Below are 17388 nucleotides of genomic sequence, written 5' to 3'. Positions count from 1 at the left end.
ATTATTTGAGTTGCTTTATCCGGGAGAGAATCTGATCGATCAATTGCCTTTCCTTTTTGCCGGTATCAGAAAATACAGGCCCGCGGGAACGGAGTTTTTTCCTTGCAGATTTCAGGGTAGTGCTTAATCCGGACAGCATGAGCGAAACAGTCCTCAGCTCGCTCACCACAAAGCCCGAAAGAATACGCCGGTCAGCTCGCTCCATGGCATTGATCTGCCCTATACTCAGAGAAATTCCGTACAGGTAGTTCAGCAGTTTAACGGACCGATCTACAAGATCTACCTGGGTTTCCATGGCAAGAACGATCAGCAGCGGGTCATCCGCGCAGAGCAATAAAACCGTTCTCTGGTCAGCAGCGATTTTGGAAATCAACGGAAGCGCTTCCTGCCCGATCTGAACAGCATCAATAGTGAGTCCGATGGCCGAAAACCGTTTTGCGTTGTTGCGGTAAGTGGTCTTCAGCCATCCCTGCTGAAGATTATTGCTCTGCTCAATTGCCGCGGACAACCCTTGCTTATCGCGCAGTTCGCTCTGGCGGGAATGCTCTGAGCGGCTGTTATCAATGAGCTGATGAAGCAGGGCAACATTCACCTGCGAAAAGCAGGAACAGCTGATTGCCATCAGCAAAAACATAAATCCCGCCGACTTCATTTTTTGATAAGTTTACTTTTGGAAAGCACCTCATCGGCAATTCGCTTATCTACGTTTATAAATCCCGAATAGGGATTTACCGAATTCCAGAATCCGCGCACCGATGCCCAGTACATGCCCCTGTAAATTCCGTAAATCACGCCCCGAAGAATAGAAAGCTCAGTTACAATCTTTGCAAGCATCCGGGAGCGTTCACCCGCATCCATGAGATTATCTTTGGATCCATGGAGTACAAAACCGCTTACCTCAGCTGACAGGCGCAGCGCCCTGGCATGAAATTCTTCGGCTCCCTGCTGTGCAAAAAGAAGCAATGCAGGATTTTTCGCTGCAATATTCATTGCTTTTTTCCCATCGAGAAAAATATCCTCGGTGATTTCGTAAATATCTTTCACGGCCAGCAGACTGCTTAGCGCTGATGATACCTCGGTAAGCCCGCGGTATATCCTGCTCTGCAGATCATTGGCGATCGCAAGTTCCGCTGCAACGCTCAGCTGCGCACGTTGCAGCAGGGTGAGCTTTTCATTGCTGCTGTTCAACTGGGAATTGATCAGAACCGAATGGCTGGCCATTGCCGCAGACGTGCTCGGATCTACATAGATCTGGGCGCTGAGCAAAGTTGGGATACTGCTAAAAAGAAGTGCATAAAGTAGTTTTTTCATCACGAATGGCTATTGACTTGGTTGATAAATTCATTTAAAGAAAGGCCTGATCCTTCCAGATCCAAAATAAAAGCATCCAGCGCATCCTGATAGTTTCCATGATGCGCTAAGTAAAATTCAAGCGCTCGCTTTTCAGGCTTCTCGGTAGAAAAAGTCATGTACTGCCTGAGCGAAACCTCCACCCCATACACCTCTCCGGTGCTGCCCCGTTTGATGTAAACTTCCTTGAACCTTGAGCGGGCAGACTTATTATCCAGGGAATTGATGGTAAAGATTTTTTTCTGTTCGGTTTCATTTAAAGACAGCAGCGCAGCGACTTTGGTATAGTCATCCCGGAATTTGCCCTGGTCAAGCAGACAGATGGTATCGGAATTGGCGATAATGCTGTTTTTGACTGTTGGACTGGAAATGATGTCTTCGAGTTCCTGGGTTACTACGATCGCCTCGCCATAAAACTTTCTCACCGTTTTATACATGTATACCAGATAAGAGGCCATTAGTTCAGATGCGATCGCTTTCCAGGCTTCTTCCAAAATCAGCGCCTTGCGCTGATGATCCCTGAGTCTCATTTTTTGCAGAAAAACATCCATGATAATCAGCGTGACGATAGGAAAAAGCACCTTATGTTCACGGATCGCATCAATCTCAAAAACAATGAGCTTTTCTTCCAACAGTGAAGAATCTGTAGCCAGGTTCAGCAGCAGACCAAATTCTTCACCCAGACAAAACTTCCTGAGCACAAAGCGGTAAGCATCCACATCAAAACCGACATGATCCTTGGCGCAGATTTCGCGTATCCTCTGAATGGAATAAAAATAAAAAGCATCAAAGTTGAGTTCGCTCTTTGCCTCACCTGCGCTAAAATGAAGGGCATAAAAGGAAGAGATGACGCTGGAAATGATGCTGTCCTCTACCGCTGATACCTCGCCATTTACCCCCTTTAGAAGCAGAAAGATAAGTGTCTTTAAAAAATCGCGCTTTTCGATATTATATTCCGATGCTTTAAAGGCAAAGGGATTCATCGTTATCGGCTCCTGTTCAGAGTAGGTCAGATACCTTCCCTTATAGTAGGCACAAAGTCCGCTATAGGAATGCCCGGTATCCACGATCACCACATCCATATTATAAAGCAGGTACTGTTCCACCAGGCTGTTCATGAAAAAAGACTTTCCTGAGCCTGATCCGCCCAGAACAAACTTAGATCGGTTGGAAATTCTTCCGCTGCTCATCGGCAGGTCTGCAGGGTCGATGTTGATGGGAATTCCCCGCCTGTCGGTGAAGCGGATTAAAAATCTGGAATCTTCGCTCCTTGACTGCCTTTCTTTGAAAAACAGGCAGGCTGCAGCTTTGGCGCTGAGCAGCGCCAGGTCATACTTTTTTAAGGCAGATGCATTCGCCGGTAATGATGCCCTGAAGAGCTCAAGCTGATTGTAGGCGTTTCTGCTGGGAATAATGCCCAGTGAAAAAAGAGAAGACTCTACGAAATTTACAGCCTGCTGAAGCCCCTGGCCCTTGCTGCAGAGCATGCAGTTAAAATGAGCATGAACTAAAAGCTGATTATCCCTTGCTACCTCGGAAAGCAATTGCGCGATATCCTGCTCGCAAAGGCGGTTAGCAGGATCAGGAATACCTGCATGCCGCTTTTGCTTTAGGGTGAGCGAGGAGATAATGCCCCGCTGGGAGGGAATGGAAATGACCTGGTTATAAATCATGCACTCAATTCCCGGTACCTGGTGAAGGAAGGAAAGGTTGTCCATGGGAAAATCCCGCATGGACTTACCATCGCTTTTTTTCTGATATGGAGATAGCGCAGCAGGTAAATCCATCACATCGCTGTCAATCAGGGATAAACAGCGAACCGACTTTTCTCCGATCTCCAACTGATGATCTGCGCTAAGGATATTGTTTTTTACGCCAAGGTTTCCGCTAAAATCCATGCAGAGGCATTGTTGTAGATAACGGTCAATCTCCGCCTTTTTCAATATCATGGGATCTCTTCCTGCCTGCTGTAAAAGATCAAATATTTTGGAGACTGAGGTGGAAAAACTGTGGAGTAATTTTTCATCAAAAACATAAAATCTTCCCCTGTCTACCACTTTGGTAAGAACCAGATAAGTTCTCATTTCGATGAATGGTCGACCTTCAAAGTGTGCATTATATGCTTTTTGAAGATATTCCCCGCTTGGTGGGGACTGAAAGTTCCTGGATATGAACACATCCTGTTTTTGTAAAAGATGACCCTCCCCGATCACCTTTATGATTTTCATCAGCAGCTCCTGAAAATCCTGGTATCCCCTTTCATCCGCACTGAGCACCAAAACAGGATTTTCAATCTGAATGACTACTGAATAATCCCCGGCTGAGGTGTAGAGCATGTCAACGCCTTCAAAATTGCCGTATCCAAGATAAGGCAACTCAAAAACATGGGTTTTCATAATCGAAGTCTGTTTTGGTGTATGAATAAACCACTGGTCTTTGTTTTATTGTATAATCCGCCTTTCTGACGGTACAGGGTATAGCTGAAAAGTCCACCCGAGAGTAAAATGCTCAGCAAAAACCCCAGATACATGCTCGATAACGCACCGATGAGTCCGCCAAAAAATAATCCTGAGCCTAGTGAGGCTATTCCCCAACCAATGAATTTTCCCTTTAGCCCTTTATAACTTAAGGGCTGTTCCAGGCCTTTGTAAATGGGGTAACGTTCCATAGGCATATGGTTTATACGCCAAAAAATGCTTTAATCACCACAGACACCAGTACCAAAAAGATGCACGATCCGCCCCAGCTCATGACCTCTTTACTGATATCCCGGTCTCCGGAATTCCACTTGATATACACCATAATGCCACCAATGATCCCCACGACAGCCCCGATGGCCAAAGTCAGGGTAGATACCGGATCGATGTAACTGGTAAGGGTAGAGGTTGCAGCATTGATTCCGGTGGTGCCTCCGCCGGTCTGAGCAGATGCCTTGGCACCCGCGAGTATGCCTATTAATAAGGCAATTGATAATTTTGAGTTTTTTTTCATGTTTTTTTGATTTTTATAATCTGAATAATCCGCGGAGAAATATCCCGCAGAGATTTAAAAAGAGGCAGGAATATAACCAGCCCGTCACCTGAGCATCAATATGATGCCTTCCCGATTGCCAGTTGGCGAAAACACGTAAGCCGCCCAGTAGCCCAGTGATCGCCCCGATCACAAAGGCCAGATCACTAAAAGAAAAATAGTGGTTTCGAATTTCAGCACTCGCCTGATAAAATTCGGGGATTCCCGGGACCTGGGCTCTTAGTATCCCTGAAGCGCTGCACAGAATAAGAATACCGAGCATTGTGCAGATCTGCCTGGAAGTGATTTTCATGAGTGCATGATTTTCTTTGTGCATTCGATGGCTTCCGCCTGCGCCTCCTTGATCAGCTCGTCTAATTTTACAGCACCTGTAACTTCTAGCGCTCCGGAGGAAAGCACCTGAGCTTCTTCAGGGGTATAGGATTCTTCTTGGGGAATCATGGAGGCATCTATTGGCTCGGGCTCCGTTTGGATCTGGTAAACCGGGAAAGGCTTAGCTTTAGCATCCCCCGGAGATCTGATAAGCAGATCCAGCAGGACGTTGACCAGGTAATATAAACCATATGCGCCAAGGAGATAAATAAGAAAGGTTGTCCAGTTCATTAGTGATGGATTATTAAGGTTAGCGAATTAATTCACCTGTAGGTACTGATCGCAAAGAAGTCCCAGGGGAGCCCAGAAATCAAAAAGAATTTGAGCCGGGATGCTCAGGCTTTCCAGGCTTTTTAGCCCCAGATGAAAACTTAAGGGTGCTGACAGCTTTCCTAATTTTCTCAGTAACTCCTGTGCAGAGGCGCTATGTTCACCTGTGATATTTTCACCCTGTCCATTAGGCAGAAAAATGGTGTTAGCGTGTTTTGCAAGTTTAGAGGCGATCAATGCATACCGAACAGCAGCGCTAATGCCGAGCGTGCCATAGGTAAAGGGGATGATAAAGGTATTGATCTGCGTGAATATCCTTAGATAATGCTGATCTTCTGATAACTTGGGCAGATCAAAAAGTAACACCACATCTCCCTTGGAGAGCCTATTGATCAGCAGTAGTGCTTTGGAAAGGTCGGAGGAAAAAAATTCAAAAGGCAGTTTTTCTTCCAGCAGCAAAGATTTCTGGTGTAGTATTTCTAGCGAACGCTCATGAGTGAGATCGATCAGATACACGGTTTTATTTAAGCTGGCCAAATAATGCGCCATGAGTAAAACCAGGGTCGTACTGCCGCAGCCGCCCTTTAGGTTGGAAAATGCAATGTTCATAGTTTTGTTTTTTTTTAGGCTTTAGCGTTGCAGAACCCTGCTAGCCTGGAAGCATAGCCGGCAGATTCTCCTTTGAGCTTCACTTTTCATCGGCTTAAAAATTTGGTTTCATCAACTGACCCGTTCATATCCTTGCTTTGCAATTTGCATTCCGGGAGCCCCCTTGCTTTCAGCTGAGATTGATGGTACTCATTGAAATCATTATATCCGGCATAAACTACCGAGCGGTCTACTGCCCATGGGAATTGCTCTTTTAAAGCAGCAGTCGCGTTTTGTCCGGCCAGATCATGATCAAAATAAATATCAATAATGGGAAAGTGCCTGGCCAGCTTGATTCCAGAAGAAAGCAGCGAGACTGAATTGAGTATAATTGCGGCAGATCCTTGAGCACCAGATTGTACTTTCCAGCTCAAAAAGTCCATCATCCCTTCAAAAAAGCTGACCTTATTCTCATTTCCGGCAATAAAATTTACCCCTTTATTGCCCAGGCATCCTTTAAATCCGCTACTCCTCACCTCCCATCCTCCCAGATCATTTTTCCAGCCTGCTGCTGCAAAGGACATCCTTGTTTTTCCTTCCGGCTTTATTGAATAATAAAGTTCTCTTAAAGGAGAACTTTGATCATATACGCCTCTGGACTGGAGATAGGCTTTGATCTGCTTATTCCCACCAAGGGCAAGGTCTTCGTGAACGATGTAACTTGGGTGGCGCAATGGAATTTCAAGCTGCGCGGGTTTTGGCTGTAGAGGTAAATGGTTCTGGTGAGCGGATCCCATAGTTGCCAGAATCTTTTCCACGACATCCTTAAAGTCAAGCGTGGGCCATAGCGCTTTGCCCAGGTCGAAAATTGTTCCCCCTTTGCCCAGACCATGATCATACCAAAAACCCAGTTTGTCATTTACACAGAATGATGGATTTCTATCCCCGTCCCGGAGCATAGAGTGATAAAAGTGTTCACCTCCCGAATAGCGCTTAGGCTGCTGGCCGAGCTGGTGAAGAAAGGAACTTAGCGGGTATGCATTTCGGATCTGTTCTAAATCAAATCTGTTTTCATTCATAAAAATCTTGATTAAATCCGTTAGCCATCGGGATTAAAAAAAGGCGGATGTTTTAGAAACTGATATCGGTGCTGATGTATCGTTGACCTTTTAAGAGACCATTGAAGTCAAAAGCCCTCCTTTAGCTAAATTGGTTGTAGTCAAATCTGCCATTAGTTTTTCATTGTAGTTTTTGAAGCCCTCATAATTGAAGGAGCAGTCCGCACTATTGCTTACTTCCCTGGTAAAATCCCGGGTAGCCGAAATACCCGCGTTATCCTGATCGAAATAAAGCTCGACCCATCGGAAGTGTTTGGATCTTGCCTTTGCCGCCTGAAGAAATGAAAGCGAGTTCAATACCAGTATAGATGCTGGGTCCCGGGGATGTTCCAGCTTCCAGCTTAAAAAATCAAAATAACCTGCGAACACGCTAAGTCGGTCAACTGATCCCTGGAGGAAGGTCATGCCCTTGTACCCAATGCAGCCTTTGACGTATTTGTTCCTTAACTCCCACCCTCCGTTTTCGTTGGGCCATGCGGATGCAAAATAATTCTTTCCCGGCTGTCTGTTATCCATAACAGCATAATGAAGTTCATATAAATAGCCCTCAGCAACTTCAGCTATTCCCCTTGCTTTGAGGTAAGCGTCAATGGCTTCATTATCTATTGCTTCAGAAACCGTCATGACCTGATATTCGCGGTTTTTTTCAAGCGGATGTTTACGTTTTCCTAGAACAACGCCGTTGTGTGGTTTACTCAGGTCCAGCTGCGCATATTCTACAATTTTTCTTAAAACCTCCGGAAAGGTTGAGGGATACCAATAAGCCAGGCCGAAATCGATTATGCTTCCGCTTTTTATGCCCGATACCCCGGCCCCTGCATAGTCGAACCAGACACCAAGTTTGTCATTGATACATAACGAGGCGGTATATTCTTCACGCAGCATGCTGAGAAAGAAATGCTCTCCACCGGAAATTTTCTGGGGCGTAAAGCCCAGATTCTTCAAAAGTCCAAGAAGAGATACCTTCTCCTTGATCTCGTTCACGTTTAAAAAAGCTGACATATTGTTTTGGTTTTAGAAATTCATAAAATGAATAAGGGCCTTAACGCTCCTCGAGGTAGAAGTCTCAGAGAAAAGCCTCTATCTATAGTATAATTTGGAAATACCAAGGTCGGGTTTTACAAACCGGACCCATCGTCCACCAGTACGCTTTCACTTTTTAGCATTTGCTCAAAGCTTCACAAAACCTGATAAGCTTTCTCATCAATCGCTCAAGATCGATTTTGACCTCATTGTTTTCCGAGCTAAAGCCAAAGCCGCTCCATCACTAAAGCTGAAAGCAGTTCATCCTATTTAAGATCTTAGCATATCGTGCAAGCTGATAAATTTTGCACACAGACCCCAGGAAAACTCCAGGACTTTAACATCCGGACCATTGTCCACCGGCATCCTTTCACCATCCAAGAGCGACTTCTTTTAGGTCGGATTCGCTTTTTTCCATCTCGGAAGAACCTCCCACTAGCAGAAACCAGGTCAAACTTTCCTTTGGGTTAATTAGACATATTGTTTTTGATCCCTTCCCCCAAAACTAATGGCGGTCCACCCATCTATTTCATATGTAAAAGATCCTAAATGAACTGCTTTAAAACTTCAAAAAATGGAAAAGAGTTGCGAGTTTCCTTTACCTTTTATACCGAGCGGATCCATCCAAAGAATAAGGGGGGGGCTGTCAGGTACGAAACATCTTGCCAATAAAAAAACAATACCTCATCCATATTAACCTGGCTCCCCATATTAAAGAAACTAAAAAGAAAGAACCTTAACGGATCCGGAATTTAAGGCACAAAAAAAGGGCCTTTCAGCCCATACACCTTAACCAAAACACAAACAAACCATGTGCTCCAAAAAGGTAATTCGGAATTACTCACGTCAATCCATACGGACCGGGCCCTCGCCTGCCCCTGCGCTTTCGCCATATTGAAATAATCTCAGCTTCGCAGGATTTTCCGCTCCTCGCAGAATAATGCTTTATTCCCAAATGTCAAAGATCCCAAAGACCATGGCTGAAAGCAGCTTATGCTGCGCCCGGATAGATCCGTATCTGCCTAGCAGCGAAAAATGAGCTAGCTAATTTTCTTTAGACAAACCTATTAATGGAAGAAGAACTTTGAAATTTTTGGACTGAAATGGGCTGAATTGGCCTGTATATGAGCGGGATATGAACCTAAATGACTTAATAACAAAAATATAGCTAGGCAAAACAATTACAGACTAACTTGTTGTCTATCAAACTAAAGCTATGCAAGTGTATAATTTTGGCATTAATACCTAGGCTTTTTTTAAATATAATGGCTTCACTAGCGGAATATGAAAGAGAATTAATTAGAGAGAGAACGAAAGCCGGTTTAGAATCTGCAAGGGCAAGAGGAAGAATGGGTGGTAGACCAAAAGGTTTTACCAAAGATACCATATCCAAATTACTGGTTATGCGCTCTGTTTATAAGGATTTAGATAAAACTCCAGAGGAGATTTACAAGGGACTTCAATTAACAAGAGCAACATTTTACCGATATGCCAAGATTCTGGATACCCATACTAATGAGAAAATAAAAAAAATGCAGAAGAAATAGGAAAAGATGAATACTCCAATCATAAATAGAGAATACAATAGCTTAATAGAATCTATTTCTAATACCTATACCAATGGTAAAATTACAGCTTTGAGAGTAGTAAATAGTGAGCTCCTGCTGACTTATTGGCAAATTGGGCGCAACATTATTGAGTTTGAACAAGGAGGAAAAGCAAAAGCGACTTATGGTAAAGGTCTCCTTGAGAATTTATCTAAAGATCTTCATAGTTTACATGGGAAAGGCTTTAGTCGTAGTAACCTCAATTATATGAGGTTGGTTTATGTATATGTTTTCCAATTTGTGAGGAGCTTCCTCACAAATTGAGTTGGACACATGTTTGCGAACTGGTAAAAATAAATGATCCCTTAGAACGAAGTTTCTACCAACAACAAGCAATATCCGAAAATTGGAGTAGCACTGAGTTAATTCGCTAAAAAAAAAGTTCATTATATCTACGTCTGGCATCATCAAAAAATAAAAAAGAAATTTTAAAACTTGCACAAGAAGGACAACCTATAGCGCAACCAACCGATATTTTAAAAGATGTTTATGTGTTCGAATTTCTAAAAATAGCTGAGCCCTATCATTTATCTGAAACCGATCTAGAGCAACGATTAATAACCCATTTACAAAGTTTTCTATTAGAGCTGGGCAAAGGGTTTGCTTTCATTGGAAGGCAATACCGAATAACATTAGGCAATAGAAATCACTATGTAGACTTAGTATTTTATCATCGTATTTTAAAGTGTTTTGTTCTAATAGATTTAAAAAGAGAGGAAGCTAGTTACCAGGATGTAGGACAAATGAATATGTACTCAGGCTATTTTGAAAGTGAAGAAAACACAGAGAGCGATAACCCTCCTATTGGCATTATCTTGGCAAAAGAAAAAGATGAATTGGTTATACAATACGCAATGCACAATATCTCCTCACAATTGTTTGTACAAAAATACCAGTTGTATTTACCCAATAAAGATGAATTAAGAAAAGTAATTGAAGATCAGCTAAATAGTGAGAACTGATAGCCCGCATCAACATGATAAAATTAAATTATTATCAAGCAAAAAAAATGGCTCCAAGATATTGCTTCAGCCGATATCTCGGCGAGTTCCAATATTTAATCGTAAATATACCTAAGTTGAATTCAGGAGTTACATAAAGCATATTAACCAAGCGGCAATGAAGAAGTATTATCCAAGCCATATGTCTAAGAAAACGAAGAAATAAAAAAATATATAACAATAAAACAATAGCATGCAAAAACATATTACATATATTGTGTATATAATATATTTCATATATTTTTACGTTAATAAAATATTAAAATGAAAAAGAACATTGATATTGACGAAAGTCTTTTAACTAAATTAAAAATATTATCTGTTTTTGAAGAGGTAAGTGTTAAATCAGTAATGGAAAAGGCTGTTTCTTTTTACGTGGAATATAAAGAAAAAGAACGCTTGAAGACATTATCTGAAGAAGATAAAGAGGATTTGGGTTTACTATTACTTATGCAACAAGCAGATAGAAATGATGTAGTAAGTCGTGATGAATTAATGAAGGCTTTGGACTAATGGAAATTATTATTTTACGAAGTTTTCTAAATGACATTAAGAAACTCACCGATAAAAAATTGAAAGATAAAATCAAAGACTTTGTTATAGAGATTGAAAATGCTGAAAGCTTAGAAGAGCTTGTAAAGATAAAAAAAATGAAAGGTTTCTCTACAGCTTATCGTTGGAGAGTTGGTGATTATCGATTGGGATTTTATAAGAATGAAAACACTATTGAGTTAGCCCGATTTGTGAAAAGAAATGATATATACAAGATATTTCCTTGATCGCAATTAAATAATACAAAACCTCAAAAAATTTTAATTGGCCAACAGGCTGTTGACCAATTAAAAGATAAGAGAACTCTACTATAAAACATCACTACACTTTGCTAATCATTTCTCCGATTGCAATCAGAAGATTCCGTCTCACAAAACGAACTTTTAATTTGCCATTTTAGTTTATCATTTACTCATTATCAAAAACTAAAAATTGAATTTGATTAATGAAATGAGTTTATGATAATATTGGGAAAAAGCAGAGTACAGTAGGACAATATTAGGCGACTCTGCGAACTATAAAATTCTCAAGTCCTAGCTCGTGAAACTTATTAAATAATCAGGGGATAATGAGAATGCAAGTAGGTTAGCTATATAATAGACCTCGCCAGATAATTAGACGTGTACTATATTTCTCCCTAGCCATGCTTCAACACATCAGAAAATTATATATTTATAAAAAGATCACACCCTGGGACCTTACTCTACTTAATTTTGCCAATATGTTAACTACACCGAAAATATTTATGATTTCGTTATTTCTTTTATCTCCAATCCTGAGCTACGGGCAGTTGTTAAAACCGACTGATGAAAAAATAAACAAAAGTGGTGCATCTAAGCTTGTTTTCGCTGATAGTCTGGCACAAGCAAAAAATTTAGCTAACGCAGATATAATTGAAGGTACTCGATTTTTACTCCTAAGAAGTGGAATATCTCCTGTGGAATTTGCAAGCGATGCGAAATTTCAACAAGATTATAAGATTTATTACCACGAGTCAGGTTGTACCGGTCCTAGGGAAAAGATAGCTATTGAGTATAATAGAGTTATGTTTAAGTACTTGACGCAGACATATGGGAAGAAATGGTTAAAGACCGTAAGGAAAGACATATTAGGTCTGAAAAGTTATAAGTAAAATGTCAAAAAAGGGTCGATTTTTGATAGGTTGAGGGGTTTGTAATTATATTTTTCGTCTCAAAAAATGAAGCTTTGTAGGTTTTAAAAATGCCGCATTAATGCCAATATAACAACTGGTCGCTTTACTTTCAGCATTTTCGCTTTATAGACGGAGTTTGAATGAAAATTAGTTCCTAAAAAACTAATGCAGGATTGAGATCAGCCAGGGCAAGAAATAGAAAAGGTGGCAAGCCTGCTGGATAGATCCAAAACACGGTTACAAAAATTAAAGTGGTTAAAATTCTTTATGACATTGCTGATAACCAGTCTGGCAAAAGATTGCATAGAGTCTTCATGTAAGTTGCGCAACTGGTTAAAGGTATCTAAAAATTTCTGATAAAATAACTTATGCTACAGGCAAATAGACTATAAAATAATATAGGTCAACGAGCAGTTGACTGATTGCCAACAAAATTCAAGGACATTTAGAGTTCTTGTATTCATCATCGAATTAGTTCCCCATTTTCTCTAATTTTGCAACTTAATATTGCAGAATTTAAAATAATCATACAGTAATAGCAGATTTCATTACAGATAGAAATTATTGAGTTTTATACTATTAATTTCTTAACAAATATGTCATTGCAAAAGGAAGGCAGTTCTGATGAGAATGTACTTTACAGCGATATTGCGCAAATTATAGACAACAGTCGCCAACGGCTAGCCACTACTATCAACGCTGAAATATGTGAAATGCATTGGCAAATAGGCAAGCGTATAAAAGAAGATGTACTGTATAACGATCGAGCAGAATACGGGAAACAGATTGTAAAAAAATTAACAGAATAATTTGGCAAAGAGTGGAGTATCTCTAAACTCCAACACTGTGTACGCGCTGCGTACACTTTTACCGAAGATGATATTCTATACGCCGTGCGTCCACAATTAAGTTGGACGCATCTTCGCTCATTAATGAGTATTGAGGACCCATTGAAGCGCCAGTTCTATGTGGAAATGACTCGGATTGAGAATTGGGACGCCCGGACACTCGATCAAAAAGTCGATGCAATGCTATTTGAACGCACAGCGCTTAGCAAAAAGCCAGAGGAGCTAATCAAACAGGAACTACAAAAGATAAAATCTACTAATTCTCTAACACCCGATGTTGTTTTTAGAAGTAGTTATTTTTTAGATGCCATCGGTTTATCAGAAACCTATTCTGAAAAAGATTTAGAGGACGCAATTCTTTTAAATCTTCAAACGTTTTTAAAAGAAACGGGAAATGATTTTGCTTTTCTCGATCGTCAAAAAAGAATAACAATAGATGCAACAGATTATTTTATCGACCTTCTATTTTATCATAGAGGATTACGTAGATTAGTTGCCATAGAGCTGAAACTCGGAAAATTCAAACGAGAAGATGAAGGACAAATGCTATTGTACTTGCGTTATCTAAATCAAAACGAGCGTAAGGAAGGCGAAGAATCTCCTATTGGTTTGGTATTATGCAGCGAAGGAAATACAGAACATATAGAATATCTTATGCTTGAAGATTCAAACATAAAGGTAGCGCAATATTACACGCAACTACCGGATAAAAATCTATTGAGTGAAAAACTGAACAAAGCTATCGCAATCGCAAGAGAACATCATCAAAAGTAATATAAACACAACCATATGCAATTGCCTATCATTGCAGACCTCAAACTCCGCCTTTACTACAGAAACTGCGTTATGAGCTTTATTTTTTGCGGAAAAGTCACCTTGTTTTCAAAGTAATTGACATTCATCGTAAATGTAGGTTCATATTTGCCAATGGCCTTAGGCTCCATCGTCCTGCCCACCAAACTAAAATCCTTGGAATGATAAAACTTAAAAGAAGTTTTGACAGGGCTACCCTCTTTAACATTCTGGGATAGATATGCCAGCCCTGATGTATAACTCCCTTCAGATATAGTACCGCTTCTGTTTTACTGGTTCTTTTTTTTTCAGATAAGACCAGACAACAGTTCTTTCAGGAAAAGTTGAAAATAAAGAATATTCAAGCCTGGACCCAATTTGAATTGAATGACGATAAATATGAGAGCGTTATTGAAAATGCTAAAGCAGCCTTATTTAACAGAAAAGTTTCTAAAACTCAATTATCAGAAGCCGCTTTTGATTCTTTAGCTGATTTAGAATTACACCTTTTTAATCGGAGATAAATGACCAGGTTTAAGGTTAAAAGAGATAGCGTAAAGTATCTGTTTGTATAATAGTAAATAGTGCGAGATTTAGCGATAATCTCGCACTATTTACTATTTAACTAAAGAAATCAATTCCAATTAAATTGTAATTGTTATATTTGAATAAGGGAGAATTTGAGTTATGGCAACAATAGTAAATAAAAAATCAAAAGGGGTAACTGCAAGTGTTACCAGTACAAAACGTAAAAAACTATCAATTAAAAAAACTGATGTTGTTGTTTCTAAGCGCCTTTCTAATTCAGAAGAGCGTGTATTGGTTTCAATTGCAGCTAAAAAAGCTTCTTCTCGTGCAGTTCGCATATCTAAAGCTTTACAACTTCCTATACAATACATTTTGAATGGTAAATTAGTCGAAAAATCTTCAAACGGTGAGTTAAAAGAACTCAAAAAGATAGTGCGTTTAAAAAGTAATATCGATCTTAAAAAAGGCGTTAAAATATGTCTAAAACCAAGAGGTTAAGAATATTCTCGGGGCCAAATGGCTCGGGTAAATCTACTTTGTTTACTGATATTGCCAATCAATTTAATGCAGGCCATTTTATTAACTCCGACGAAATCGAGAAAGAAATCCGCTCCTTAGGCTATATCAATTTGGAGAAATTTGGACTTAAACTTACCCAAAACCATTTTGAAAAATTTCTAGAAGAACCTAATGCTGTAACCTTATTAGATAAAGCCAAAACAGAGGGACATCCTATTGATATAGAAATAAGGGAGAACGTAATCTTAGATAAGTCTAAAAATACCCATAGTTATGAAGCTTCGCTAATTACCTCCTTTATCCGAAAATATTTGCAGCAAAAGGGCATTTCGTATTCATTTGAAACAGTGATGAGCCATGTTTCTAAGCTTGATGAAATAAAAGCAGCCGCTAAAATTGGATATAAAACTTACCTGTATTTTGTCTGCTTAGATGACCCTGAATTAAATATTTCCAGAGTTAATAATAGGGTAGAAAAAGGAGGGCATATGGTTCCTGAAGATAAAATTATAGGTAGATACCATCGAACATTAGAAAATTTATTGCCAGCAATTTCTTTAACAGATAAAGCCTATTTATTTGATAATTCTGGTAATGCTATGATTTTGATTGCTGAAGTAAACAATGGACAAATTGTAGTACTTGTTGATCAAAATAAACTTCCAAATTGGTTTATTCAATATATTGTAAACAAGTTATAAATTAAAATCACGAATATAGGGGTAAGAATGACTAAATTCCTAATTATTCACCCCTAAATAAATTAATGACTGCTCAACCTCAACAATTATTAAAAAACAACTTGATCATCCAATTGGTTGGTTTGGGTTACGAATGCGTCATACTTCGTGAGGAGAAAGATGTTATTACTAATTTTAAGCATCAGTTAGAAAAACACAATCAAGTTTCGCTTAGCGATGCAGAGATTAATCAAATCCTCATTTACATTAATAAAGGAAACACTTTTGAGCGAGCTAAAACTTTGCGCTCGCGTATTCCTTATGTAAATGCATTGGGCGAAAATAAAACCATTCAATTAATCGATCAAAAAAATGGTGTAAAAACGAGTTTCAGGTAGCCAATCAAATTTCTATTAAGGGAAGTTATGATAACCGCTACGGTGTAACCATTCTAATAAACGGTTTGCCTCTAGTGCAAATAGAATTGAAGGGCAGAGGTTTGGAGCTTAAGGAAGCTTTTAATCAAATTAATCGGTATCAAAAACATTCTTACGGTACGGGTTTTAGCCTATTTCAGTTTATCCAATTGTTTGTAATTAGTAATGGCGGTAACACCAAATATTATTGCAATGGTCGGGTAAAAGATCGTGCCTTCAAACAAAAGTATTCCTCCCTATTTATATCTTTCTTTCAGCTGTAAGTTTACATGCACTAAATACGGCAAAGAGAAAAATGTCTCAAAAAAGGAAGGTATGCATCCCCTCTTGTATATCTCTCGTTCAGTTGTAAGTTTAAATGCAACCGGTACGGCAAAGAAAAAAAATTAAAAAAAATTAATTGAATGCAACCTCAAATGGCTAATTTTCATCTCAATTTTATGAAACGAATTTTAGCAGTAATTATATTTTTGACGCCTTGGATAGTAAAAGCTCAAAATGATAAATCATTGATGGCCGATAGCGTAAGAGCTTACTTAGATAGCAGCTTAAATATAATTAGAAAGCACTCCTTAAATACTAAAGTAAATTGGAATGATTTACGGTCAAATGTGTATGCTAAAGCTATTGGAGCAAAGCGGTATGAAGATGTTCTACATCTATATCCTTATATATTCGAGCAAATTGATGATCATCACGGCAGTTTAAAATTTAGAGAAAAAACATATAGTTGGAATAAAAAGGCAGCTAATCCTGTAAACAATATTATAGCCACCGCTACAAAAAAATATCAATCCGTTCATGCAGAAAAGATTACTAAAGATATTGCCTACATTTTAATTCCTGGAAACAACGATTTTAGAGGAAAGCAAATGGATAGCATCGCTAAAGAAATTAAAAATGCACTATCTAAAGTCAATGACAAGAATATCAAAGGATGGGTTATTGATTTGAGAGTAAACACTGGAGGCAATATGTATCCAATGATCGCGGGTTTAAGCGATTTAATAGGAGAAGGAAAAGTTGGTGGATTTCTCACCTCCACATACGAGCCTGATGGATCCTGGATTATTAAGAATGGCACTTTTTATGTCGACTCAGTTAAAGTTTCACCTATAAAATATAGTGGCTATCCGGTAAGTAAAGATATACCTGTCGCAATTTTGATCAGTGGAAATACCGCAAGTTCTGGTGAAATGACCGCAATCTCATTCATTGGCCGAACGAAATCTGTTATTATTGGCGAGCAAAGTGGCGGTTATACGACGAGTAATCTAGGCTTTAAATTAAATGAGTATTCAGGACTCAATTTAGCTGTAGATTATGCGGCAGATCGTAATGGAAAAATCTATCCAAAGTATCTTGAACCAGATTTGAAAGTTGTTAATGGTGATAACTTCGAAAACCTGAATGATGATTTAAAAATCAAAAAAGCATTAATTTGGCTCAGAAAGAATAAATAGTTCATAATTGTCTCAAAAAAAGAAAGTATTCATCCCCTACTGCTTATCTTTCAGCTG

At 39.3% G+C, this 17388-nt stretch carries 23 protein-coding genes and 1 pseudogene; 14 read left to right on the top strand and 10 right to left on the bottom strand.

The window, feature by feature from the left end; genetic code table 11:
- Window position 1: 1 nt before the first annotated feature.
- The 10 genes from AC3ITD_RS21630 to AC3ITD_RS21585 all read right to left on the bottom strand — a co-directional run bounded on the left by AC3ITD_RS21630 (window position 2) and on the right by AC3ITD_RS21585 (window position 7730).
- A complete protein-coding gene (locus tag AC3ITD_RS21630) occupies window positions 2–652 on the bottom strand; it encodes a hypothetical protein (RefSeq protein ID WP_489362753.1) in 651 nt (216 codons plus the stop codon).
- Complete coding sequence (locus AC3ITD_RS21625; RefSeq protein WP_489362752.1) at window positions 649–1311, bottom strand: hypothetical protein; 663 nt, start codon at window positions 1309–1311, stop codon at window positions 649–651. Before AC3ITD_RS21625 ends, AC3ITD_RS21630 begins: the two co-directional genes overlap by 4 nt.
- Window positions 1311–3746, bottom strand: coding sequence for a TraG family conjugative transposon ATPase (locus AC3ITD_RS21620; protein WP_489362751.1), 2436 nt, complete (start codon window positions 3744–3746; stop codon window positions 1311–1313). Before AC3ITD_RS21620 ends, AC3ITD_RS21625 begins: the two co-directional genes overlap by 1 nt.
- Window positions 3743–4018 (bottom strand): DUF4133 domain-containing protein, encoded by a 276-nt coding sequence (locus tag AC3ITD_RS21615; RefSeq protein ID WP_265800733.1) that lies wholly within the window; start codon window positions 4016–4018, stop codon window positions 3743–3745. Before AC3ITD_RS21615 ends, AC3ITD_RS21620 begins: the two co-directional genes overlap by 4 nt.
- 11 nt (window positions 4019–4029) lie before the next feature.
- The gene (locus AC3ITD_RS21610; RefSeq protein ID WP_265800732.1) at window positions 4030–4341 is read right to left on the bottom strand and encodes a DUF4134 domain-containing protein; all 312 of its coding nucleotides are present in this window, start codon (window positions 4339–4341) and stop codon (window positions 4030–4032) included.
- A 13-nt stretch (window positions 4342–4354) separates the two neighbouring features.
- Entirely contained in the window at window positions 4355–4672 is a 318-nt protein-coding gene (locus tag AC3ITD_RS21605; protein ID WP_265800731.1) for a DUF4134 family protein, read from the bottom strand.
- Window positions 4669–4983 carry a hypothetical protein gene (locus AC3ITD_RS21600; protein ID WP_489362750.1) on the bottom strand — a complete coding sequence of 105 codons (315 nt, stop codon included), beginning with the start codon at window positions 4981–4983 and terminating at the stop codon, window positions 4669–4671. The genes AC3ITD_RS21605 and AC3ITD_RS21600 overlap by 4 nt, the downstream gene beginning before the upstream one ends.
- A gap of 27 nt (window positions 4984–5010) precedes the next feature.
- Window positions 5011–5631, bottom strand: coding sequence for a hypothetical protein (locus AC3ITD_RS21595; RefSeq protein WP_489362749.1), 621 nt, complete (start codon window positions 5629–5631; stop codon window positions 5011–5013).
- Between the two features lie 86 nt (window positions 5632–5717).
- Window positions 5718–6689: a DUF8464 domain-containing protein gene (locus AC3ITD_RS21590; RefSeq protein ID WP_489362748.1), complete on the bottom strand. Its 972-nt coding sequence runs from the start codon at window positions 6687–6689 to the stop codon at window positions 5718–5720.
- Between the two features lie 90 nt (window positions 6690–6779).
- The gene (locus tag AC3ITD_RS21585; RefSeq protein WP_489362747.1) at window positions 6780–7730 is read right to left on the bottom strand and encodes a DUF8464 domain-containing protein; all 951 of its coding nucleotides are present in this window, start codon (window positions 7728–7730) and stop codon (window positions 6780–6782) included.
- A 1286-nt stretch (window positions 7731–9016) separates the two neighbouring features.
- Here AC3ITD_RS21585 and AC3ITD_RS21580 point away from each other — a divergent pair.
- From AC3ITD_RS21580 to AC3ITD_RS21515, 14 genes and pseudogenes are all read left to right on the top strand, one after another.
- On the top strand, window positions 9017–9298 hold the full coding sequence (locus AC3ITD_RS21580) for a recombinase family protein (protein WP_489362746.1): 282 nt from the start codon (window positions 9017–9019) through the stop codon (window positions 9296–9298).
- Between the two features lie 6 nt (window positions 9299–9304).
- Entirely contained in the window at window positions 9305–9622 is a 318-nt protein-coding gene (locus AC3ITD_RS21575; RefSeq protein WP_489362745.1) for a DUF1016 N-terminal domain-containing protein, read from the top strand.
- Complete coding sequence (locus tag AC3ITD_RS21570; protein ID WP_489362744.1) at window positions 9619–9732, top strand: DUF1016 N-terminal domain-containing protein; 114 nt, start codon at window positions 9619–9621, stop codon at window positions 9730–9732. The genes AC3ITD_RS21575 and AC3ITD_RS21570 overlap by 4 nt, the downstream gene beginning before the upstream one ends.
- A 24-nt stretch (window positions 9733–9756) precedes the next feature.
- Window positions 9757–10320, top strand: a complete 564-nt coding sequence (locus AC3ITD_RS21565) for a PDDEXK nuclease domain-containing protein (RefSeq protein ID WP_489366727.1) — start codon at window positions 9757–9759, stop codon at window positions 10318–10320.
- Between the two features lie 303 nt (window positions 10321–10623).
- Complete coding sequence (locus AC3ITD_RS21560) at window positions 10624–10872, top strand: hypothetical protein (protein ID WP_316851258.1); 249 nt, start codon at window positions 10624–10626, stop codon at window positions 10870–10872.
- Window positions 10872–11138, top strand: a complete 267-nt coding sequence (locus AC3ITD_RS21555; protein ID WP_489362743.1) for a type II toxin-antitoxin system RelE family toxin — start codon at window positions 10872–10874, stop codon at window positions 11136–11138. Before AC3ITD_RS21560 ends, AC3ITD_RS21555 begins: the two co-directional genes overlap by 1 nt.
- 494 nt (window positions 11139–11632) lie before the next feature.
- Complete coding sequence (locus AC3ITD_RS21550) at window positions 11633–12043, top strand: FEKKY domain-containing protein (protein WP_489362742.1); 411 nt, start codon at window positions 11633–11635, stop codon at window positions 12041–12043.
- Between the two features lie 617 nt (window positions 12044–12660).
- Window positions 12661–13095: pseudogene (locus AC3ITD_RS21545) on the top strand (DUF1016 N-terminal domain-containing protein); the annotation flags it as partial.
- Entirely contained in the window at window positions 13093–13686 is a 594-nt protein-coding gene (locus AC3ITD_RS21540; RefSeq protein ID WP_489366725.1) for a PDDEXK nuclease domain-containing protein, read from the top strand. The pseudogene AC3ITD_RS21545 and the gene AC3ITD_RS21540, both read left to right, overlap by 3 nt.
- A 705-nt stretch (window positions 13687–14391) precedes the next feature.
- Complete coding sequence (locus AC3ITD_RS21535; RefSeq protein WP_489362741.1) at window positions 14392–14730, top strand: hypothetical protein; 339 nt, start codon at window positions 14392–14394, stop codon at window positions 14728–14730.
- Window positions 14731–14768: 38 nt separating this feature from the next.
- Complete coding sequence (locus AC3ITD_RS21530) at window positions 14769–15452, top strand: ATPase (RefSeq protein ID WP_489362740.1); 684 nt, start codon at window positions 14769–14771, stop codon at window positions 15450–15452.
- Window positions 15453–15517: 65 nt separating this feature from the next.
- Window positions 15518–15829: a hypothetical protein gene (locus AC3ITD_RS21525; protein ID WP_489362739.1), complete on the top strand. Its 312-nt coding sequence runs from the start codon at window positions 15518–15520 to the stop codon at window positions 15827–15829.
- The gene (locus AC3ITD_RS21520) at window positions 15787–16131 is read left to right on the top strand and encodes a type I restriction endonuclease (protein WP_489366724.1); all 345 of its coding nucleotides are present in this window, start codon (window positions 15787–15789) and stop codon (window positions 16129–16131) included. Before AC3ITD_RS21525 ends, AC3ITD_RS21520 begins: the two co-directional genes overlap by 43 nt.
- Window positions 16132–16308: 177 nt before the next feature.
- Window positions 16309–17331, top strand: coding sequence for a S41 family peptidase (locus AC3ITD_RS21515; protein WP_489362738.1), 1023 nt, complete (start codon window positions 16309–16311; stop codon window positions 17329–17331).
- Window positions 17332–17388 lie beyond the last annotated feature (57 nt).

Source organism: Pedobacter sp. KH_004 (genome assembly GCF_057840755.1).
Note: the sequence above shows the minus strand (reverse complement) of the source record. Positions and strands in the feature narration are given on the sequence as shown.